This is a genomic window from Photobacterium proteolyticum (assembly GCF_001939735.1).
Lineage (GTDB): Bacteria > Pseudomonadota > Gammaproteobacteria > Enterobacterales > Vibrionaceae > Photobacterium > Photobacterium proteolyticum.
In genome coordinates this window covers 130,742-150,017 of record NZ_MJIL01000053.1, presented here as the reverse complement: position 1 = coordinate 150,017, position 19,276 = coordinate 130,742, and the positions used below count along the sequence as shown (strand labels likewise).

Below are 19,276 nucleotides of genomic sequence, written 5' to 3'. Positions count from 1 at the left end.
TTTTGTCAGAACTTGAGCATTTTGCGTGTTTCTGACTATTGCTGGTAGTATTCTTGCTCGCCACTAAATTGGCACTTTCACGACGCATCTACCATGTACACAAACAACAATAACCTAACCAAAGATTGGGCAGTAAGCAGCCACCAACTATCAAAGCTTCATACTTTTGAGGCTGCCGCCCGTCACCAGTCATTCTCACTGGCTGCAGAGGAACTTTCTCTAACTCCTAGCGCAATTAGCCACCGGATCAATATTCTTGAAGAAGAGCTTGGATTTAAGCTTTTCCATCGATACCACCGAAAGATAAAACTCACCAGCGAAGGGGAGCGCGTTTATTCTTCGTTGTATTCTTCGCTGCGAGCAATAAACCAAGAGATTGGTGAAATCAAAAGCAGCGAGTTGTCTGGCAAACTGTCCATATACTCCCGACCATCCATTGCTCAGTGCTGGCTCGTTCCTAAACTAACTGACTTCTACAAGAAGTATCCACTGATAGACCTAAACATTCTTACGGGGAATGAGTACATAAACTTCAACAAGTACAACGTTGATGTTGCTATCTACTATGACGACAATAACCCCGAAGGCATCCATTACGAAAAGCTAATGGGCGAATCAATTGTCGCTGTGTGTAGCCCTCAATATGCGGAAGATCACGAACTAACAGGCCGCGTTGACGCACTTGCTAACTGCACTTTGCTTTACGACAAGCAGGCTTGGGATTACAAGTCCGAGTTCAGTGAATGGTCGTTTTGGGCCAAATCATTTGGTATAGATTGGTTGGATGATTGTCGTAAAGTTGGCTTTGACCGTTCAGACCTATCGATCATTTCAGCAATAAATCATGGTGGCGTGGCTATTGGACGCCGAAGATTGATAGATAAGCACATTGAAAGCGGTATTTTGGTTAAGCCATTCCCTGACCTAGAACTTGATTGTAAGCACGACTACTACGCTATTACCCCGTACATAAACCAGAGCCCAAGAGTTAAGGTGTTTGTTGAGTGGCTTATTGAAAAAGCACGAGAAGACAACGTTAACCTTTGATTCAAATAAAAGTTCACCATTGTTGGCTAATGATGATCATTTAAGCAATAAGTCGGCTGAACGATCCTTAGAAGCTGTCAAAATCCGAGTGTTTCTCAGCACTCGGATTTTTATGTTATGAAGACAAGTTCTCGATCAGAAGCTCTGTTTCTCGGCTGACCAACTGAATGACCTTTCTATAAGCAGGTATTTCGGCCCACAGTAACCTTGATGAAGTATTTTGCTACAGAATCACAGGTCACTAAGATCGGCATTTTCTTCACGTTGAGGCAACTAGTAAGAACTTGACGAAGATAAGTGTACGGCTCATACCATTAGCCCGACAGTTGAGCATTAAGCTAAATAATATCGTACTCGCTTTGATTTGGCGCATGGAATGAGTACCATGCTAGTCCGCATTAATTCCAAGTTTTACAGCGCAATTTCTAATAATTGATCGATAGAATGAGTCGCTGATAGGTTGCTTTCAATCTCAAGTCTAGTTCTGATTCGCCAGATTTCTTTTAGCTTGTATGGCCTTTTTATGCCACTACATCTGCCTAAAGAGGACATTCTCATATTGACCTCCTTTTAAGTGTTACTGGTCAACATTTAGTTTGGCTATCAATAGGAACTTTTGGGTAAGCAGTTGATAAGAAATGAGTGAATGTTCTTATAGCTGAAAGTATAAATTGATACGAACGAGTAAAAACTGAATCTGGGTAAGAGAGTTATCCCTTTGTCTAGTAAGTTACCGAAATATTATTTTGCTCACCACATGTAAACCTCCATAAACCGTCTGCATATGAGCTTTAACATTAGAAAATATCGATCAATATGATTATGCTTGTTTAGTGAAGAGCTCCTGCTCTAAATAAGAAAGGGGCAGAACCGATTTATCCATCACAATAATTCTGGCGGTGTTTTAAGATATATACTCTTTAAGCACTGCTGAAAGCTTATTCAGTGCTTCCTTTCTTTCATTAAGATAATCATGGGTGTCATAAGTCTCAATCAGCTTACCAAGCTGATGATTCAAGCATCTTTCCCCGATATGGTAAGGAACACCACAAATAGAGAGGTGAGTTCTGAAGGTTCTCCTTAGATCATGGATGGTAAAATGCTCAATATCTCCCATTTTGTTAGGTGGCTGTACTTTTCGTCCGGGCTCTCGTCCGAAGAGCTTAGAGATTGCTCTGTTTAGGGTATCTTTCCCCATATGAGGTAGTTTGCTTGCTCTTCTAGCAGGAAACAGGTATTCAGAACCACACGCTCTGATACGCAGCTCCTCAAGCCATGCAACTACCTGATCAGTCAGTGGTATGGTTATTCCTGTACCTCTCTTCGCTCTTTCATCAGGCAAATGCCACAGTGCGTTGCTCAGATCAAACTCAGACCATTTAGCTTCCGTCAGCTCTGTCTTACGAATACCAAGAGAAAGCAGCAGTGCGCAAGCTAAGTAGTTGTCCCGTCCAAAACTTGGCAAGTTCTCTTGGAAAACTTCAAAGGTTTTCTGAATCTCATCAAGAGAAAGTGCTCGATCCCGACTCTCTTCTACACCACCCGCATCATTCACAGAAAATGCTGATGCTGGATTATTCTCACTTAAGCCTAGCTTAATTCCGTGGTTAAACAGTTGTTTGCAATACATTAGCGTGTCATTGGCAACGGTTGGTCGTCCACTATTTGCAACACCTCGGATGATTGTCCGGATATCAAGGGGAGATACGGAATTGATTTTCTTTCTTCCAATAATCGGGCCGATATCTCGTTGATAGATTCTCTTTGGGATGTTGGGATGCTTCAGTCTTGTCGCTAAATCGGCATACCAGTCTTCATATAGGTGATCGACCAGCTTGATAGTTATGGCTTGGTGCTGTTTGCGCTCCGCTAGCGGATCTTCTTCGTTACTTACTTTCTTCTTTAGTTCCATTGCCTTGTATCGGGCATCGGCTAAAGAAAGGTGCTTAACTTTGTCGATGGTCATCTCACGGCGTTTACCCATAATCGTATATCTGAGCATCCAATAAGCTTGACCAGACTTAGGGATCATCAGGTATAAGCCATTACCATCACTATGACGGCCAACTTTATTGTTACTAACCAAAGACTTAACTTGGTTTACCTTTAGTTTTCCCATACCGCTACGCTGATTAAAAAGAAGATATACCAATAGTAGCTCTGATAGTGGTGGGTAGTAAAGTGGTGGTCTTGCTGATTTGGAAAGAATTTTGAGGGGTGTCTACCCGTTTTACTCCCCGAAGTTTTTGGGTAGTAATAGGGTTTGTTAGGACTCAGTAGGAAAGGTTTTGCCCATAACTTGTTGTTTTTTATTCGAGTTATGGGCGTGTTAGAACCTTGTGGGACTTTACTCTATGTTCTGGATCTGCTCGCGCATCTGTTCGATCAGGACCTTTAGCTCGACCGCAGAAGCGGTGACATCGGTGCTGATTGACTTAGAGGCCAGGGTGTTCGACTCGCGGTTGAACTCCTGCATCATAAAATCGAGACGACGACCGCAGGCCCCGCCTTTTTTCATGATTTTCTGGGTTTCTTTGACATGGGAGTCAAGGCGGTCCAGCTCTTCGGCGACATCGCTCTTTTGTGCCATCAGGATCAGTTCCTGTTCGACACGGCCCGGGTCCAGCTCGACCTTGGCTTCTTCAAAGCGACTCATCAGGCGCTCACGCTGCCAGTTGATGATCTCGGGCATCTGCTCACGCACTTTGGCTGCTTCAACGGCGATGGCTTCCAGACGCTGGTCAATCAGGTCCTTCATGTTCTTGCCTTCGCTGGCGCGTGCCGCGATAAAGTCATTGATGGCTTCGTCAAACCCTGCCAGCAAGTCTTTGTTGATGGCATCCAGGTCTTGCTCTGGTGCTTCCATTACGCCCGGCCAATTCAGGACCTGGAACGGACCGATACTGCCTTCGCCGGAGGTATCCTTGACCCACTTGGCCGCCTTGATCACCTGCTTGGCCAGCTCCTCGTTGATGCTCAGCTCGTTACTGGCGGCGGTGTTGGCTTCAAAGCGCAGGTTGCATTCTACCTTTCCGCGGGCCAGGCGCTTGCGGAATCGCTCGCGCAGTACAGGTTCTAAGCTGCGGAACTGTTCAGGCATACGAAGGTAGGTTTCCAGATAACGCTGGTTAACAGAACGAATTTCCCAAACGGCAGTGCCCCAGTCGCCTTTTACTTCGCGACGGGCATAGGCGGTCATGCTATGGATCATTGGCTGATGGCCCTTTTAAGGTGATGGATGTAACTACTTATTTGGCTTACGGCGCTGCGGCCGGAAGCGAAATAGAAAACGTCGGTGCGTAGTTACCGGATAGTGTTGATTATACTCACCATCCAGGACAAAAGAAATGAAGTGCGGTGGTATGACTGTGTGGGCAACAGAGCGGAATCGGGATTCACGTGCACTGCGCCTGAGAACTGGCTATAATCGCCGGTTAATATAGCCCAGCTAAAGGTAAGGTCCCGATGCGTCCAAGCGGAAGAAGCACCAGTCAAGTACGTCCAATTACGATCACCCGTAACTTCACAGCTCATGCGGAAGGCTCGGTATTAGTCGAGTTCGGCGATACCAAAGTGATTTGTACAGCAAGTGTTGAAGAGAATGTACCGCGCTGGCTCAAAGGCAAGGGACAGGGCTGGGTGACGGCTGAATACGGCATGCTGCCACGTGCAACCCATTCGCGTAACCGCCGTGAAGCGGCCAGCGGCAAGCAAGGCGGTCGTACCATGGAAATTCAGCGCCTGATAGCACGTAGCCTGCGTGCGGCGGTAGACCTGGAAGCCCTTGGCGAACAGATGATCACTGTTGATTGTGATGTTATCCAGGCTGACGGCGGTACCCGTACGGCTTCTATTACCGGTGCGATGGTTGCTTTGGTTGATGCCATCAACTACATGATCGAGAAAGGCCTGCTGAAGGAAAGCCCGCTGAAGGGAATGGTTGCCGCTGTGTCGGTTGGTATCTATAACGGCGAGCCGATTTGCGATCTTGAATATGTCGAAGACTCTGCTGCCGAAACCGACATGAACGTGGTGATGACCGAAGAAGGCAAGATGATCGAAATCCAGGGCACGGCGGAGGGCGAGGCCTTCAGCCACGAAGAGTTGCTGGCAATGCTGGCGCTGGCCAAGTCCGGCATTGACGACATTATCAGCGTTCAGAAGCGAGCGTTGGAAAATTGATTTTGAAGCGGTTCCTGTTGGAGCCGCTTTTTTTTGTCTAAATTTTGGTGAGAGAGTGAATCTGCCAGGTTTGGACTTTGTGTAACAGTACAAATACCGATTATAGATAGGAGAAACCATGAAAGCATATCAGCGTCAGTTCATCGAATTCGCCCTGGAAAAAGGTGTTCTTAAGTTTGGTGAGTTTACTCTGAAATCTGGCCGTAAGAGCCCGTACTTTTTTAATGCGGGTCTGTTCAATACAGGTCGTGATCTTGCACGTCTGGGCCGTTTTTACGCTGAAGCTTTGGTGGATGCAGGCATCGAGTATGATGTGCTGTTTGGCCCTGCGTACAAGGGGATCCCGATTGCTACAACCACCGCGGTTGCGCTGGCTGATCACCATGATGTCGATACGCCTTATTGCTTCAACCGCAAAGAGGCCAAAGCACACGGTGAGGGCGGCAACCTGGTCGGCAGCGCACTGGAAGGCCGTATTATGCTGGTTGACGATGTGATCACGGCAGGCACGGCGATTCGTGAATCGATGGAGATTATCAAGGCCAACGGTGCCGATCTGGCTGGTGTACTGGTGGCGATTGACCGTCAGGAAAAAGGCAAGGGTGAGCTGTCGGCGATCCAGGAAGTTGAGCGCGATTTCGGCTGTGCGGTGATTTCTATTGTGTCGCTGGGTGATGTGGTGAGCTACCTGGAAGAGCAGGATGGCATGGAAACGCACCTTGAGGCGGTGAAGGCATACCGTGCTGAGTACGGTGTGTAATAGAGGGTTAGGGTGGGGTAAAGATCAACCCCCTCCCGGCCTCCCCCTTGAAAAGTGGGAGGAGCAAAAATTGCGTACTATTGAGTTTGCAGTGGTCGTATAAACAAAAAAAGCGAGAGGTATCTGCCTTTCGCTTTTTTATCTCGAAACTTGCGCCTCTGAACTCGGCTCTGGACTTAACCTAGTTCTGCACTTAGCAGTCGCCAGTAGTCGTCAAAGCTCTCGGTCGGCTTGTACTTGAAGTTTGAACGGACGAAGCGATTGAGGCTGCCTTCTACCTGGCCCAGTAGCTGTGCAGCCAGGATGCTTTCATCGACAGGGAAGCCCTTGCCTTCACGCAGCTTGCGCTCGCGCAGGATTTGGCGAAGTTGGGTTTCGATACGCTCGAACAGCTGGTTGATCCGAGCCTGAAGGCGGTCTTGTTCGAACATCAGGGCATGGCCGGTCATAATACGGGTCAGGCCGGGATTGCGTTCGGCAAAACCGAGGATTAATTGTAGGACCATGCGCAGGCGGTTAAGGGTGTCCTTCTCGTCATCGAGGATGCGATTGATGCGGGTGGTGATTGAGTCTTCGATAAATTCAATCAGTCCTTCGAACATCCGTGCCTTGCTCGGGAAATGGCGGTACAGGGCGGCTTCTGAAACACCAACCTGTGCTGCCAGCTTGGCGGTGGTAATGCGTTGACTGCCCTGGGCAGACTCCAGCATTTGCGCCAGCGCTTGCAAAATTTCTTCGCGGCGATTGTTTTTTTTATTGCCAGCCATGAATAACCGTTCCTTTTCGAAATGAGTTTGTTGCCGACAGCGCTAACCTGCCGATCAAACCCGCTTATCTTAGCGATGCAGCCGCGCCGTGAAAAGCGCTGGCGTTAGATACTGATCTCTTTATCGGCAAAAAAAGCTCAACCTGAAGCGGCGAGCTTTATATTTGATCTGTTTCGACTAATTCGCCATCAGTCGCGAGAAGAGGGCGAACTGCCGGAGCGTACTTACTGGCGGCCGGAGTGACCGAATCCGCCTTCGCCGCGGTCGCTGGCATCGAAGTCCGACACTATGTTGAAATCAGCCTGTACCACAGGGACAAAGACCAGCTGGGCAATACGATCGCCCGGCTCGATACTAAAGGTGCTGTGGCCGCGGTTCCACACCGATACCATCAACTGGCCCTGATAATCCGAATCGATAAGCCCGACCAGGTTACCCAGTACGATACCGTGCTTATGGCCCAGGCCAGAGCGAGGCAGAATGGTAGCCGCCAGGCCCGGATCGGCAATGTGGATAGCGACGCCTGTCGGGATCAGATGCGTTTGGCCGGGCTCGACGGTCAGGGCTTCATCCAGGCAGGCACGGAGGTCGAGGCCGGCCGATCCTTCTGTCGCGTAGGCTGGAAGCGGAAATTCATTACCGACGCGCGGGTCGAGGATTTTCAGGTCAATGTTCTTCATGCTTGCTCTCTTAGTTCTGCTTCTTTTTAAACAGGTCAATGATTTCGCTGATCAACTGCTGGCCGAGGTCATGCTTTGATGCCAGGGGTAGCGCTTTGTCGCCATCTGGCCAGTACAGGTGCAGGGCATTGCTGTCGCTGTTAAACCCCAGGCCTTGCTGGGAGACATCATTGGCACAAATTAAATCTAAGTTTTTGCGGCTTAGTTTACCGCGGGCGTATTGCTCTACGTCCTGGGTTTCTGCGGCGAAGCCGACGGTGAAGGGACGGTGTTGTGCCAGAGCTGCAACGCTGGCAACAATATCCGGATTTTTGACCAGTCGAAGCACCATTTCGTCTTCACCGGACTTTTTCTTCATTTTCTGAGAGGCGATCTCTGCCGGACGAAAATCGGCTACGGCAGCACAGGAGATGAAAATATCGTGGCTGGTTGCCGCGTCCATCGCCGCCTGGTGCATCTGCTCGGCGCTGTCGGTATCGATACGCTCGACGCCCGCAGGGGTAGCCAGATTGACCGGGCCACTGATCAGGGTGACGTGTGCGCCGCGCTTGGCGGCCGCTTCGGCAATGGCGTAACCCATTTTGCCCGAGCTGTGGTTGGTCAGGTAGCGAACCGGATCGATGGCTTCCCGGGTTGGACCGGCGGTGATAGCAATCTTGATATTGCTTAAATCGGCAGGCTGAAAGAACTCCTCGGCACAGTGAACCAGATCCATCGGCTCGAGCATGCGTCCCGGGCCGACATCGCCACAGGCCTGTTCGCCGCTGGCTGGCCCCCAGATGTGGAAGCTGCGTCGTGCCAGGGTGGTCAGGTTTTCCTGGGTAGCAATATTGCTGTACATCTGCTGGTTCATCGCCGGGGCAACGGCAATCGGCGAGTCCGTGGCCAGACACAGGGTGCTGAGCAGATCATTGCCCATACCGACAGCGATGCGGGCAATCAGGTCGGCAGTTGCCGGTGCCAGCAGGACCAAGTCGGCCCATTTGGCCAGTTCGATATGCCCCATAGAGGCCTCGGCGGCAGGGTCGAAAAGGCTATCAGAGACAGGATTTCCCGAGACTGCCTGCATGGTGAGCGGAGTAATAAACTCTTGGGCAGATTGGGTCATCACGACTCGCACCTCGGCGCCGCGCTCTATCAAGCGGCGCGTCAGCTCTGCGCATTTATAAGCAGCAATGCCGCCGCTGATCCCCAGAAGTATTTTTTTTCCTGCCAGTGTTTCCATTGTTCTGCCTGTCTCTGTGAGCCAATTCAATCAGGCCAACAAGATAGCACCAAAGGCCGTGAGATTCACCGTTAGAGATCAAGCTACAACCGGCGGCGGGGTGTAATGCAAGCCGAGGATATTTTTGCGAAGGTTTTCTCACAAGCCATATGAGGCTCTTGTTTTGATGTCTGCAAAGCCCTTTTCTGTAGCAATAGATTGGAGGGCTTATGTCTTTGAAGCAATTACCCCCGGCTTCCCGCCCGCGGGAAAAGCTATTGTCGCACGGTCCGGAAGCCTTAACGGATGCCGAGCTGCTGGCTATTTTCCTGCGGACCGGCATTGCCGGGATGAATGCTATCGAACTGGCGACATCGCTGCTGGATCAGTTTGGTTCGCTACGGGCCTTGTTGGCGGCAAGTAAGGAGGAGTTTTGTCGACATAAAGGATTGGGACCGGCGAAGTATGCCTTGCTTCAGGCTGTATTGGCGATGAGTCACCGGCATTTTGAAGAAACACTGAAGAGAGAGGATGCCCTGACCAGCCCGGCGCATACACGTCGTTACCTGAGCCAGAAGTTGCGGGACAGACATCGTGAGGCATTTTATGTGCTGTTTTTGGATAACCAGCATCGGGTGCTGACCGGCGAGGTCCTTTTTGAGGGGACAATCGATGCTGCAAGCGTTTATCCACGGGAAGTTGTAAAAAGATCACTGGAACTTAATGCAGCCGCGCTCATTTTAGCGCATAATCACCCGTCAGGCGTAGCAGAGCCGAGTCAGGCAGACCGTCGAATTACACGAAGAATCAGCGATGCGCTGGCCTTGGTCGATATTCGCATCCTAGATCATTTTGTTGTTGGCGATGGGGAGATAGTTTCTTTCGCTGAACGAAATTGGCTATAAAATAGTCAAAATTCGATCAAAAAGTTGAGAAAGGACTGCTCGGGACTTGAGCAACTGGTTTTGACTTAGTATAATGCGCGACCTTTGATAGCTGTGGTTGTATGTGAAAAGTTTTTTCGCATTGAATTAACCACGGTAGATATCGAGCTGAAACGATTTGGAGAAGACAGTAATGTCCCGAGTATGCCAAGTAACTGGTAAGCGTCCTGTAACGGGTAACAACCGTTCACACGCACGTAATGCCACCAAGCGTCGTTTTCTGCCGAACCTGCAAACTCATCGTTTCTGGGTAGAAAGCGAAAAACGCTTCGTTAAACTACGCCTTTCTGCGAAAGGTATGCGTATCATTGATAAGAAAGGCATCGATGCCGTTCTTGCAGATATGCGTACTCGCGGCGAGAACGTTTAAGAGGATTTGAACAATGGCTAAAGGCATTCGTGAGAAGATCCGTCTAGTATCATCTGCTGGTACAGGCCACTTCTACACTACCGACAAAAACAAGCGTAACATGCCAGGCAAATTCGAGATCAAAAAATTTGATCCTGTAGTTCGCAAGCACGTTATGTACAAAGAAGCTAAAATCAAGTAATTGATTTTTTCTGTTCTTTGATAAAAACCCGGCATTATGCTGGGTTTTTTTATGCCTGCGATTTACTGGCTGGCGCACTTGTTCGATACCGTGCGTAACGGGCTTTGGTGTTATATTCATAGAGAAGTCGGATTGGAAACACAGAGGAAGAATTATGGGGATTAAGCTGTCTCGGCGGGGGTGGAACAACGTTATTATTATTTCCGTCGTTTTGTTTATTGCTGCTATCCAGTTTCCCGAGCTGATCCGGGCACGGTTTGAGCCCGAGGCAACGCAGGCATCGCCGGAAGTGCAGGCCTTGTTGCCGGAGCAGGCTGTCATCTCGCGATTGGTCCTGCATCAGCATGTCTTCACCGCAGAGGATGGCCGTTGGACTGCCAAGCCCCTGGTTGAGGGGGCTCCCCAGACGATTGTCGAGCACTGGCAGTCGATCACCGGTACGCTTGTCGACGACGGTACCATGGCTCAGCTCAAACCGCAGTTGAATGCCCCGGAGACGGTTGAGGTATGGCTGCACTCTGCTGACGAACCGGTACGGGTAACTGTCTATCAGCTGCCGCAGTTTTGGCTGCTAAAGAACTGGCAGGGCAACTGGCTGGCGATCTCTGTTGACGAATCTTATTTATTTCCTCACTGATTGTTTCTATGGATTGAATCATGCCTGAATTACCTGAAGTTGAAGTCAGCAGAATGGGGATCACTCCTCATGTCACGGGCCACCGTGTGGCCGAAATCATTGTCCGCAATCCCAGGCTTCGTTGGCCGGTGCCTGAAGAGATCCGTCAGATTGAAGGCCAGGTCATCCGCAGGATCAGCCGGAGGGCGAAATACCTGCTGCTTGAAACGGATATCGGCTATGCGATTGTCCATTTAGGGATGTCGGGGAGCCTGCGGGTGCTGCCGGCCTCGGTACCGCCAGAAAAGCATGATCACGTGGATCTGGTGCTGTCGAGCGGTGAGGTGCTGAGATATAACGATCCGCGGCGATTTGGCGCCTGGTTGTGGCAACAGCCTCTCGACGAAGAACATACGGTGCTGAGCAAGCTCGGTCCCGAGCCGTTGAGTGATGCATTTAGCGCTGATTACCTGTTTGACAGGGCACAGGGAAAGCGAACGGCTATCAAGCAGTTTCTGATGGACAACCAGGTGGTGGTGGGTGTCGGGAACATCTATGCCAACGAGTCCCTGTTCAGTGCGGGGATCCATCCGAAAAGAGCGGCGGGCAAGATTTCCTTGCAACGGATGACAGTCTTGGTGGCCGAGGTGAAAGCCGTACTGGCATTTGCCATCGAGCAGGGCGGAACGACCCTGAAAGACTTCAAAAATGCCGACGGCAAGCCGGGCTATTTTGCCCAGGAGCTATTGGTATACGGTAAGGGCGGCGAGCCATGTCCGCGCTGTGACAAAACACTGAGCGAGATGAAAATTGGCCAGCGGGCAACGGTCTATTGCTCTGACTGCCAGACATAACTGATGTGTTTGTCAGCGGTTGGCTTTATTCATACCTTGGTACCATAGCGAAACAGTCAGTCTATCACTATGATTCAATGGTGATTGTATAGATTGATGATGTGTCGTGTCGGCATATCTGCCGGGGAAGGGAATGTATGAAATATCTTGTCACGGGTGCCGCAGGGTTTATTGGCAGTGCAGTTTCGGAGCGTCTTTGTGCTCAGGGGCATGAGGTTATCGGTATTGATAATATTAACGATTATTACGATATAAACCTCAAACAGGCACGGCTGGATCGTATTCGTCACCCGGCTTTTCGTTTTATCAAAATTGATCTTGCAGATCGTGACGGGATGGTCGGGTTGTTTGCCGATCATCATTTTGATCGGGTGATCCACCTTGCTGCTCAGGCTGGAGTACGTTATTCCATTGACAATCCGATGGCGTATGCTGACAGTAACTTAGTCGGGCACCTGACGGTACTTGAAGGCTGCCGTCGGCATAATATCCAGCATCTGGTATATGCTTCCTCAAGCTCGGTGTATGGCCTGAATCAGAAGAAGCCGTTTGCGACGACAGACAGCGTGGACCATCCTATCTCACTCTATGCGGCAACTAAAAAATCCAATGAGTTGATGGCTCATACCTATTCCCACCTGTACGGTATTCCGACTACCGGTTTGCGCTTCTTTACTGTTTATGGCCCGTGGGGCAGGCCGGATATGGCGCTGTTTAAGTTCACCAAGAAGATTGTTGATGGCGAACCCATTGATGTCTACAACCATGGTGATATGCGGCGAGACTTTACCTATATTGATGATATCGTCGAAGGGATTATCCGTATTCAGGATGTGATCCCGGAAAAGATCCCAGAATGGACGGTTGAGGCTGGCACCCCGGCAACCAGTTCGGCTCCGTACCGCGTCTACAATATCGGCCACGGCAGCCCGGTGAAGCTGATGGATTTCATCGAGGCGCTGGAAGAAGCATTGGGTATCGAAGCCAGAAAAAATTTAATGCCGATGCAGCCGGGCGATGTATACGCTACCTATGCAGATACGGAAGACTTGTTCAAGGCCATTGACTATAAGCCGGCTGTATCAGTGAGAGACGGGGTGAAGGCCTTTGTGGACTGGTATCGGAAGTTTTATCTGGATTAGCCGGTGCCGTGTTCGGTGATAGGGTGAAAGATAACAAAGGAGGCAAATGCCTCCTTTGTTATGTTGGTATTATTTGCCGTGGAGCTTTTCCAGCAGGGCGTCGGTGATTTCCGGGTCGACAAACTGGGTGACATCACCGTGGTGCAGCGCGACCTCCTTGACGATGGTCGAGGAGATAAATGAATTCTCTTCCGCCGGAGTCAAAAAAACTGTCTCGAGCTCTGGCATCAGGCGGCGGTTCATGTTGGCGAGCTGGAATTCGTATTCAAAATCGGATACGGCCCGCAGTCCCCGAACCAGGATATTGGCCTGGTATTCTTTGGCAAAATCAACCAGCAGCCCGGAAAAGCCGACAATCTCGACATTGGACAGGTGCTGGGTAATGCGCTTGGCCAGCCGAACCCGCTCTTCGAGATCGAACAGGGGCTTTTTGCTCGGGCTAAAGGCAATGCCGACGACGACATGGTCAAACATCGCAGCAGCGCGTTCGATGAGATCAAGGTGCCCGTTGGTGATGGGATCAAAGGTGCCGGGATAGATGACACGGGTATTCTTATTGTGCTTCACAAGGAGATCCTCAATACAAAGATGACGTTATGCTATCAAAAAAGCAGCTGGCAGCTCCATCTTTCACGCCAATTGCTATGGTTAATTTTTCCCTATCTTGTATTATCCGGACGGATTGGTTTTAGTTGGAACAAGGTGCTATGAAGAAAGTTCTCGTTGTGCGAAATGACAAAATTGGTGATTTCATGCTGGCCTGGCCCAGCTTTGCGATGCTCAAGCAATCACTTCCAGAGTGTCGGGTGACCGCTCTTGTTCCTAACTATACTGCGCCGGTTGCCAGACTTTGCCCGTGGATTGACGAGGTGATGATCGATCCGACGGCAAAATCGAGCAAGGCAGAGCAGGCTGAGCTGGTCTCAGATATCAAGCAACGAGGGTTTGATGCGGCAATCTGCCTGTTTTCCAATGGCTATAATGCCAAATTGCTCTGGAAGGCTGGGATCCCCTACCGTCTGGCACCGGCCACCAAGCTCGCACAGTTCCTGTTCAACCGTCGCCTGAAGCAGCGTCGCTCCCGCTCGGAAAAGCCGGAATTTGAATACAACCTGGATTTGATCCGCTACTTCCTGGCGGATAACCAGATTGAGTGCATCGAGCCACAGGGACCGTATCTGGCTTTTGATGAAGAGGTACTGGCGGCCCAAAAAGAGAAGCTTGTCGTACAGCTGGCTCTGGATAGCGGCAAGCCGTGGTGCTTTATCCACGTCGGTAGTGGCGGATCGGCTAATAACCTGTCACTGGCGCAGTATGCCGAGTTGATTAAAGGCGTGGCAAAACAGCAGCATTGTGAATTTGTACTGACTGCCGGGCCGGGCGAGGAAGTGATGGCGGCGTCGCTATATGAATTAATCAAGGCAGAGGTGTCAGCCTATGTCTATGACACAAATGACGGCCTGCAAGATTTCACCCGTTCTTTGGCATGTGCCGATCTGTTTATGGCCGGATCGACTGGCCCGTTGCATATCGCGGCTGCCCTTGATGTGCCGACGATTGGTTTCTTCCCGAGCAAGCGCTCAGCAACCCCGTTGCGGTGGAAGACACTGAACACGGCAGGGCGTCACTTGGCATTCTGTCCGCCTGCCGGCAAGGAGCAGGAGACGGACATGGGACTGATTGAGATTGAGGCGGTGCTGGAAGACGCTAAGCCTTGGGTGGCTCAGTACTGCTCCTGATCCACAGATCGGCATATTTCACAAAAGTGGAGTGTGCCGATAGAATCGATAGCAGGAAGCCCTGCTTGCCATCAAGGAAGCCCGCTCTAAGCACATACATTTTCAGGAAGCAGCCAATAGCGTGCAGCAGGCCCTGGCCGATGCTGCTGCGTTTGCCGCGCTTTTCCCGCTGTTCAGCCCAGGCTTTGGCATAGCCAGCCGATTTGACCAGGTAGTGGTGCAAGTCGTTGTAGGTGAAGTGCAGCAGATCGCCTTGCAGCGGCTGTACTTTTATCTCCGGGGATAGCTCAACTTTCTCGTGCACCAGATCCTGGTTGTACTGTGTCAGCTTGGTCGGATAGAGGCGGTTGACGCGATCCGGATACCAGCCACAATGGCGGATATAGCGGCCAAATACCCAGCTCAGACGCGGAATACTGTATACCGTCTTGTCCTTTGGTGATGAGAGCACATCCATGATGTTCTGCTTGAGCTCCGGAGTGACTCGTTCGTCGGCATCTAGCCACAAGATGTAGTCAGACTCGACATGGCTCTGAGCCAGTCGGCGCTGGGGGCCGAATCCCGGCCATTCGGCATTGACGAAGAACTTGTCGGTGTACTGACGGGCAATAGTCTCGGTGTTGTCAGTACTTCCGGCATCGAGTACAACAATCTCGTCTACCCAGCCTGAAACTGACTCCAGGCAGGCCTGTAAGTTATCGGCTTCATTTTTGACGATCAGCGCAACAGCAAGGGTCGGCTTAGTGGCACTCATTGTGTCTCCTTAAGGGTATGAAAATCAGATAGGGCTTTGTCGAGCATGGTAATAACGGCTTCGGCAGGAATGCGCTGCATAGCATCAGGATCTTTGACCCGGCTTCGCCAGGACAGTTGGCTTAAAGGCTTACCGGTTTCTGCCTCAATGGCTTCCTGGTAGGCACTGACAACGTAATTCAGGTAACGGTAGGGACCGGTTCGCTTCGGATTGTGATGGGCGTAGAGGCCAATAACCGGTGTGTTGGTCGCAACGGCCATATGGGCCGGGCCGGTATCAGGTGCAATGACCAGTTTTGCCTCTGCCAACAAGGCAAGCATTTGTTTCAGACTACTTTTTCCGACCAGGTTGGTCAGTGGCACGCTGCTCAGTTTGCAGACCTGCTTGGCCAGCTGTATTTCGACCTCGGCCGGACTGCCGGCCAAAATGACTTTCATTCCCCTGGCGACCGCATGCTCGGCAACTTTTGCGTAGCCATCGGCAGTCCAGTTTTTGAATGCTTTGCTGGCAGCTGGCACGATAACCAGTATTGGTGCTGAATCTGAGTGTTGCTTGGCCCAGTCCTGATCTGCCTGAGAGAGTTCCAGTTCCCAACGGGGATTGCTATCTTCAATGCCTATGGTCTGGGCAAAGGCCATAAACCCATCGAGCACATGGGGAGAGTCTGGTGATATTACCGGGGTATTAATGAACCAGTTTTGCAGATCACTGCTTCGGGTTTTATCGAAACCGAGACGGTATTTTGCCCGGATCCCCAGGCTGACAATGCTGGCTCTTAGTGCGGTTTGTAAATGCAACAATGCATCAAACCGTTCGCCGCGAAGCTGTTGCCATAACTGGGTATAACCTTTCCATCCCTGCTTTTTGTCAAAGGTAATGACACGCACTCCGGGTAAATCACCCAGCAGCTGCGCTTCCGCCTTGCCCATGATCCACGTAATTTTTGTTGTGGGCCATTGGCGCTGTATCGCCTGAACCATGGCGCAGGTATTACACGCATCGCCGATAGCGGAAAGACGGAGGACACATAATGAAGACGGAGGGGACGAAAATAGGGCCATATACAATTGCTCTGGAACTCATTAACCTGCATTATGCAGCTGGGATTTAAAATTGTAAAACGACTCATCTTAACGATTATGCAAGTATTGTCACTTAATGGAAGCCGGATCTGGTTTGATGATTCGCTACTTAAAACAGAGCCAGAACGCTGCTTTGATCCTAATTACTGGCAGCAACAGGATGCGATTACCGGAAAGGCCAGCGGTCGTGGCACTACGTACTTTATTTCTACCCCCCAATTGCCGGTGGCTCTGCGTCACTATTGGCGCGGTGGTTTGTTGGGAAAACTGGTGAAAGATCAGTATTTCTTTACCGGCTGGGAAAAGACCCGTTGTGCCGAAGAGATCAAACTATTGCAACTCTTGGCCGAAGGCGGTGTCAGAGTGCCAAGGCCGGTGGCTGCCAGAGCGGTAAGGTGTGGCTTGATATACCGGGCCGATATTCTCACCGAGCAGGTTGCCAACGCCAGGGACTTGGTTGCTGTGTTGCAACAGAGAAAGCTGTCTGAAAGCGAGTGGCAAGGTATCGGGCAGTTAATTAGGAAAATGCATAACCTGCAGGTATGTCACACCGATCTGAATATACATAACATATTATTAGATGATAAGGGGCAATTCTGGCTTATCGACTTCGACAAGTGTTACCAGAGCAAGGGTGATAAATGGAAACAAGGTAACCTTGATCGGTTGCAACGCTCATTAATAAAAGAAGTTAAGCGCTTTTCTATATTGTGGGATGAGAGCGAATGGAATTGGTTATATAACGGCTATATAGAAAACCAAGTGTAATCTGAAAAACAGACATTTGACGTGAAATAGTGATAGAAAGAGAAAGTATGAACGCAATAATTCTAGTAGTTAATCGGTTGAGCAAAGTGATTGGCAATATATGCAAGTTGTTTGCATATCCGTTTCATTATGTATTACCTAAAAAGCGATTTGCGATACCGGCATATTCTAAGGCCAAGATAAGGCCAAATAGTGACTCTGAAATTCCACGGGTGATCTGGCAAACCAATTACTCTAACAAGTCTACGCTGCCAGTTTATCTCAATTACCTGTTTAATCGCCTGATGTCGCTGGATCATGATTATCGCTATGTCAGTACGGAAGAAAGACTGGAGTTTATTCGCGACAATGCGTCGCAAGAGGTGTACGAGTGTTACAAAAGGATCAATGACGGTGCAGCCCAGGCCGATTTGTGGCGATTGGTCGTTTTGAATATGAAAGGCGGTGTTTATCTTGATATCGATGCCAACCTCGTCTGGCCATTATCAAAAATTACCCAAGACAAGCGCCATGTGTTTATTACAAATAAGCAAGATACCCAGATCACCAATTTTTTTCTGGCAACGGCGCCTAATAACCCCATTTATCAAAAAACAATTGATTTGATTGTTCGCAATATCAAGAACAGGGACGAATCCCAAGGTGTCTACTCGACAACCGGGCCGCAAGTGCTGAGTGATGCCTTACAAGGAGAGGATGTCGAATTTAGAAGCTACCGCTATACCTGTATTCAGGGTAGCTTTACTAATGAACACTTCCAGTACCTTGATAAGCCAAGAGGCAAGTGGATACATACTGCGCCAAAAGATTTGATCAAGGACGAGAATACAGAATCGAAAGATTAACGACTTGTTGAAATATAGGAACAATGCTCAGTCCTTCGCGAAAGGACTGAGCATTGTTCGTTAATGGGTAAGCACAGGCTTGAGGTTGTTTACCGTTTTTTCAATCGCTCCCTGGTTCAGTTTCACCACCTGCAAAGCTTGTTGCCCAGTTTCCTCTCGTGATACCTCGTCTTTGAACCAGGTTATGAGCTGGGCGGCTATTTCCTTGCTGTCCTGGCAAACCACACATCCATTGTTCTCGAGGAGCTGCTGGGTGATATCCGTGAAGTTGAAATAGCTGGGGCCGGTGATAATGGGTTTGCTCATCGCAGCCGGTTCAAGTAGGTTATGCCCGCCGACTTTATCTCCCAGCAAACTACCGCCGATGAAGGCAATATCAGCAGCAGCCAACATGACTAACATCTCCCCCATGGTGTCACCCAGATAGATATCGCATTGATCGGGTACCTGATCTGTTGCCTCGGTACGGCGAACAACCGTCAGGCCGCTTGAGCGACAGAGATCGGCGACTTCAGCAAAGCGCTCGGGATGGCGGGGCACTAGGATCAATAGTGAATCAGGTATTTCCGCTCTGACTTGGCTAAAGGCGTCGAGCAGTTGTTCATCCTCTCCACGATGGGTACTGGCTGCAATCCAGACAGGCCGATGCTGACCGAGGATATGACGGAGCTGGTTGCCATGGTCGTGTATCTCCTGGCTGACCGAGATATCAAACTTTATCGATCCGGTAACGGCAACCTGGTCTTCACTCAATCCAAGTTGCACAAAACGCTCTGCATCATCTTTGTGCTGGCACAGAAGGTGGTCAAGGTTGTTTTTGACGATATCAAAGAGTGGCTGCACTTTTTTGTATCGTTGACAGGAACGTTCCGAGAGCCGGGCGTTAAGTACATAGACGGGGAGTCCGGCCTGTTTGGCCTGGGCAAGCGTATTTGGCCATAGCTCCGTTTCCATAATGAGCAGAGCTTTGGGTTTTGTCACACGAAGGAAGCTTTTTATGGCCCAGCTAAAGTCAAGGGGCATGTAGCGATGCTCAATACGCCCCGAGAGTTTTTCTGCCTGCGCGGCACCCGTGCTGGTGGTTGTGGTGATCAAAATGGGTTGTTCAGGGAAGTCGCGCTGAATCGCTTTGATGAGCTGTGTAGCCGCGATGACTTCACCGACAGAAACCGCATGTATCCAAACCGGGTTGTTGTGCTGCAAAGGCGGACATTGGCCAAAGTGCTCACGCCAGCGTGAGCCGTAAGTCGGTTTGTCGTCCTGCGATTTGTACAACTTCTTCAGAAAGAATGGTGTCGCAAGATACAGTAAGATTGAATACAGGCTACGTATCATGGGTGT

Annotated in this window: 21 protein-coding genes and 1 pseudogene; 12 read left to right on the top strand and 10 right to left on the bottom strand. The window is 50.0% G+C overall.

Annotation, left to right across the window (positions count from 1 at the left end):
* Window positions 1-93 precede the first annotated feature (93 nt).
* The gene (dsdC, locus tag BIT28_RS07625; RefSeq protein WP_075763026.1) at window positions 94-1,047 is read left to right on the top strand and encodes a DNA-binding transcriptional regulator DsdC; all 954 of its coding nucleotides are present in this window, start codon (window positions 94-96) and stop codon (window positions 1,045-1,047) included.
* Window positions 1,048-1,503: 456 nt separating this feature from the next.
* Here the strand turns inward: dsdC and BIT28_RS30340 are convergent.
* The 3 genes and pseudogenes from BIT28_RS30340 to BIT28_RS07615 all read right to left on the bottom strand — a co-directional run.
* Window positions 1,504-1,605 (bottom strand): annotated as a pseudogene (locus tag BIT28_RS30340) (integrase); the annotation flags it as partial.
* 346 nt (window positions 1,606-1,951) lie between these two features.
* The gene (locus BIT28_RS07620; RefSeq protein WP_075763025.1) at window positions 1,952-3,166 is read right to left on the bottom strand and encodes a tyrosine-type recombinase/integrase; all 1,215 of its coding nucleotides are present in this window, start codon (window positions 3,164-3,166) and stop codon (window positions 1,952-1,954) included.
* Window positions 3,167-3,394: 228 nt separating this feature from the next.
* The gene (locus BIT28_RS07615) at window positions 3,395-4,258 is read right to left on the bottom strand and encodes a YicC/YloC family endoribonuclease (RefSeq protein WP_075763024.1); all 864 of its coding nucleotides are present in this window, start codon (window positions 4,256-4,258) and stop codon (window positions 3,395-3,397) included.
* Between the two features lie 254 nt (window positions 4,259-4,512).
* On the opposite strand from BIT28_RS07615, the gene rph reads away from it, so the two are divergent.
* Window positions 4,513-5,229: a ribonuclease PH gene (gene rph / locus BIT28_RS07610; protein ID WP_075763023.1), complete on the top strand. Its 717-nt coding sequence runs from the start codon at window positions 4,513-4,515 to the stop codon at window positions 5,227-5,229.
* Between the two features lie 118 nt (window positions 5,230-5,347).
* Window positions 5,348-5,989 carry an orotate phosphoribosyltransferase gene (gene pyrE / locus BIT28_RS07605; RefSeq protein ID WP_075763022.1) on the top strand — a complete coding sequence of 214 codons (642 nt, stop codon included), beginning with the start codon at window positions 5,348-5,350 and terminating at the stop codon, window positions 5,987-5,989.
* 176 nt (window positions 5,990-6,165) lie between these two features.
* Here the strand turns inward: pyrE and slmA are convergent, their stop codons facing one another.
* The 3 genes from slmA to coaBC form a co-directional block, all read right to left on the bottom strand.
* Window positions 6,166-6,756 carry a nucleoid occlusion factor SlmA gene (gene slmA, locus BIT28_RS07600; RefSeq protein WP_075763021.1) on the bottom strand — a complete coding sequence of 197 codons (591 nt, stop codon included), beginning with the start codon at window positions 6,754-6,756 and terminating at the stop codon, window positions 6,166-6,168.
* Between the two features lie 224 nt (window positions 6,757-6,980).
* Window positions 6,981-7,436 carry a dUTP diphosphatase gene (dut, locus tag BIT28_RS07595; protein ID WP_075763020.1) on the bottom strand — a complete coding sequence of 152 codons (456 nt, stop codon included), beginning with the start codon at window positions 7,434-7,436 and terminating at the stop codon, window positions 6,981-6,983.
* A 10-nt stretch (window positions 7,437-7,446) separates the two neighbouring features.
* A complete protein-coding gene (coaBC, locus tag BIT28_RS07590) occupies window positions 7,447-8,661 on the bottom strand; it encodes a bifunctional phosphopantothenoylcysteine decarboxylase/phosphopantothenate--cysteine ligase CoaBC (RefSeq protein ID WP_075763019.1) in 1,215 nt (404 codons plus the stop codon).
* Window positions 8,662-8,870: 209 nt separating this feature from the next.
* Here coaBC and radC point away from each other — a divergent pair, with 209 nt between their 5' ends.
* The 6 genes from radC to BIT28_RS07560 all read left to right on the top strand — a co-directional run bounded on the left by radC (window position 8,871) and on the right by BIT28_RS07560 (window position 12,747).
* A complete protein-coding gene (gene radC, locus BIT28_RS07585; RefSeq protein WP_075763018.1) occupies window positions 8,871-9,545 on the top strand; it encodes a RadC family protein in 675 nt (224 codons plus the stop codon).
* A gap of 172 nt (window positions 9,546-9,717) precedes the next feature.
* Complete coding sequence (gene rpmB, locus BIT28_RS07580; protein WP_075763017.1) at window positions 9,718-9,954, top strand: 50S ribosomal protein L28; 237 nt, start codon at window positions 9,718-9,720, stop codon at window positions 9,952-9,954.
* A 13-nt stretch (window positions 9,955-9,967) separates the two neighbouring features.
* Complete coding sequence (rpmG, locus tag BIT28_RS07575; protein WP_004405486.1) at window positions 9,968-10,135, top strand: 50S ribosomal protein L33; 168 nt, start codon at window positions 9,968-9,970, stop codon at window positions 10,133-10,135.
* 154 nt (window positions 10,136-10,289) lie between these two features.
* Window positions 10,290-10,772 (top strand): hypothetical protein, encoded by a 483-nt coding sequence (locus BIT28_RS07570; protein ID WP_245823664.1) that lies wholly within the window; start codon window positions 10,290-10,292, stop codon window positions 10,770-10,772.
* A 20-nt stretch (window positions 10,773-10,792) separates the two neighbouring features.
* Window positions 10,793-11,605 (top strand): bifunctional DNA-formamidopyrimidine glycosylase/DNA-(apurinic or apyrimidinic site) lyase, encoded by an 813-nt coding sequence (gene mutM, locus BIT28_RS07565; protein ID WP_075763016.1) that lies wholly within the window; start codon window positions 10,793-10,795, stop codon window positions 11,603-11,605.
* 137 nt (window positions 11,606-11,742) lie between these two features.
* The gene (locus BIT28_RS07560) at window positions 11,743-12,747 is read left to right on the top strand and encodes an NAD-dependent epimerase (RefSeq protein WP_075763015.1); all 1,005 of its coding nucleotides are present in this window, start codon (window positions 11,743-11,745) and stop codon (window positions 12,745-12,747) included.
* Window positions 12,748-12,816: 69 nt separating this feature from the next.
* Here BIT28_RS07560 and coaD read toward each other — a convergent pair whose 3' ends face one another.
* Window positions 12,817-13,314, bottom strand: a complete 498-nt coding sequence (coaD, locus tag BIT28_RS07555) for a pantetheine-phosphate adenylyltransferase (protein WP_075763014.1) — start codon at window positions 13,312-13,314, stop codon at window positions 12,817-12,819.
* 140 nt (window positions 13,315-13,454) lie between these two features.
* Here coaD and BIT28_RS07550 point away from each other — a divergent pair, with 140 nt between their 5' ends.
* A complete protein-coding gene (locus BIT28_RS07550) occupies window positions 13,455-14,486 on the top strand; it encodes a glycosyltransferase family 9 protein (protein WP_075763013.1) in 1,032 nt (343 codons plus the stop codon).
* Here the strand turns inward: BIT28_RS07550 and BIT28_RS07545 are convergent.
* Together BIT28_RS07545 and BIT28_RS07540 are read right to left on the bottom strand one after the other, a co-directional pair.
* Window positions 14,455-15,240 carry a glycosyltransferase family 2 protein gene (locus tag BIT28_RS07545; RefSeq protein WP_075763012.1) on the bottom strand — a complete coding sequence of 262 codons (786 nt, stop codon included), beginning with the start codon at window positions 15,238-15,240 and terminating at the stop codon, window positions 14,455-14,457. The genes BIT28_RS07550 and BIT28_RS07545 overlap by 32 nt on opposite strands.
* Window positions 15,237-16,301: a glycosyltransferase family 9 protein gene (locus BIT28_RS07540; protein WP_075763011.1), complete on the bottom strand. Its 1,065-nt coding sequence runs from the start codon at window positions 16,299-16,301 to the stop codon at window positions 15,237-15,239. The genes BIT28_RS07545 and BIT28_RS07540 overlap by 4 nt, the downstream gene beginning before the upstream one ends.
* 78 nt (window positions 16,302-16,379) lie before the next feature.
* On the opposite strand from BIT28_RS07540, the gene BIT28_RS07535 reads away from it, so the two are divergent.
* A complete protein-coding gene (locus tag BIT28_RS07535; protein WP_075763051.1) occupies window positions 16,380-17,090 on the top strand; it encodes a 3-deoxy-D-manno-octulosonic acid kinase in 711 nt (236 codons plus the stop codon).
* A gap of 47 nt (window positions 17,091-17,137) precedes the next feature.
* Window positions 17,138-17,935: a glycosyltransferase family 32 protein gene (locus tag BIT28_RS07530; RefSeq protein WP_075763010.1), complete on the top strand. Its 798-nt coding sequence runs from the start codon at window positions 17,138-17,140 to the stop codon at window positions 17,933-17,935.
* A 60-nt stretch (window positions 17,936-17,995) separates the two neighbouring features.
* Here BIT28_RS07530 and waaA read toward each other — a convergent pair whose 3' ends face one another.
* On the bottom strand, window positions 17,996-19,270 hold the full coding sequence (gene waaA / locus BIT28_RS07525) for a lipid IV(A) 3-deoxy-D-manno-octulosonic acid transferase (RefSeq protein ID WP_075763009.1): 1,275 nt from the start codon (window positions 19,268-19,270) through the stop codon (window positions 17,996-17,998).
* Window positions 19,271-19,276 lie beyond the last annotated feature (6 nt).

What these genes read in the sequence shown, in the direction of transcription:
- dsdC (WP_075763026.1), top strand. Translation starts at nt 94, where the DNA reads ATGTACACAAACAACAATAACCTAACCAAAGATTGGGCAGTAAGCAGC.
- BIT28_RS07620 (WP_075763025.1), bottom strand. Translation starts at nt 3,166, where the DNA reads ATGGGAAAACTAAAGGTAAACCAAGTTAAGTCTTTGGTTAGTAACAAT.
- BIT28_RS07615 (WP_075763024.1), bottom strand. Translation starts at nt 4,258, where the DNA reads ATGATCCATAGCATGACCGCCTATGCCCGTCGCGAAGTAAAAGGCGAC.
- rph (WP_075763023.1), top strand. Translation starts at nt 4,513, where the DNA reads ATGCGTCCAAGCGGAAGAAGCACCAGTCAAGTACGTCCAATTACGATC.
- pyrE (WP_075763022.1), top strand. Translation starts at nt 5,348, where the DNA reads ATGAAAGCATATCAGCGTCAGTTCATCGAATTCGCCCTGGAAAAAGGT.
- slmA (WP_075763021.1), bottom strand. Translation starts at nt 6,756, where the DNA reads ATGGCTGGCAATAAAAAAAACAATCGCCGCGAAGAAATTTTGCAAGCG.
- dut (WP_075763020.1), bottom strand. Translation starts at nt 7,436, where the DNA reads ATGAAGAACATTGACCTGAAAATCCTCGACCCGCGCGTCGGTAATGAA.
- coaBC (WP_075763019.1), bottom strand. Translation starts at nt 8,661, where the DNA reads ATGGAAACACTGGCAGGAAAAAAAATACTTCTGGGGATCAGCGGCGGC.
- radC (WP_075763018.1), top strand. Translation starts at nt 8,871, where the DNA reads ATGTCTTTGAAGCAATTACCCCCGGCTTCCCGCCCGCGGGAAAAGCTA.
- rpmB (WP_075763017.1), top strand. Translation starts at nt 9,718, where the DNA reads ATGTCCCGAGTATGCCAAGTAACTGGTAAGCGTCCTGTAACGGGTAAC.
- rpmG (WP_004405486.1), top strand. Translation starts at nt 9,968, where the DNA reads ATGGCTAAAGGCATTCGTGAGAAGATCCGTCTAGTATCATCTGCTGGT.
- BIT28_RS07570 (WP_245823664.1), top strand. Translation starts at nt 10,290, where the DNA reads ATGGGGATTAAGCTGTCTCGGCGGGGGTGGAACAACGTTATTATTATT.
- mutM (WP_075763016.1), top strand. Translation starts at nt 10,793, where the DNA reads ATGCCTGAATTACCTGAAGTTGAAGTCAGCAGAATGGGGATCACTCCT.
- BIT28_RS07560 (WP_075763015.1), top strand. Translation starts at nt 11,743, where the DNA reads ATGAAATATCTTGTCACGGGTGCCGCAGGGTTTATTGGCAGTGCAGTT.
- BIT28_RS07550 (WP_075763013.1), top strand. Translation starts at nt 13,455, where the DNA reads ATGAAGAAAGTTCTCGTTGTGCGAAATGACAAAATTGGTGATTTCATG.
- BIT28_RS07545 (WP_075763012.1), bottom strand. Translation starts at nt 15,240, where the DNA reads ATGAGTGCCACTAAGCCGACCCTTGCTGTTGCGCTGATCGTCAAAAAT.
- BIT28_RS07540 (WP_075763011.1), bottom strand. Translation starts at nt 16,301, where the DNA reads ATGGCCCTATTTTCGTCCCCTCCGTCTTCATTATGTGTCCTCCGTCTT.
- BIT28_RS07535 (WP_075763051.1), top strand. Translation starts at nt 16,380, where the DNA reads ATGCAAGTATTGTCACTTAATGGAAGCCGGATCTGGTTTGATGATTCG.
- BIT28_RS07530 (WP_075763010.1), top strand. Translation starts at nt 17,138, where the DNA reads ATGAACGCAATAATTCTAGTAGTTAATCGGTTGAGCAAAGTGATTGGC.
- waaA (WP_075763009.1), bottom strand. Translation starts at nt 19,270, where the DNA reads ATGATACGTAGCCTGTATTCAATCTTACTGTATCTTGCGACACCATTC.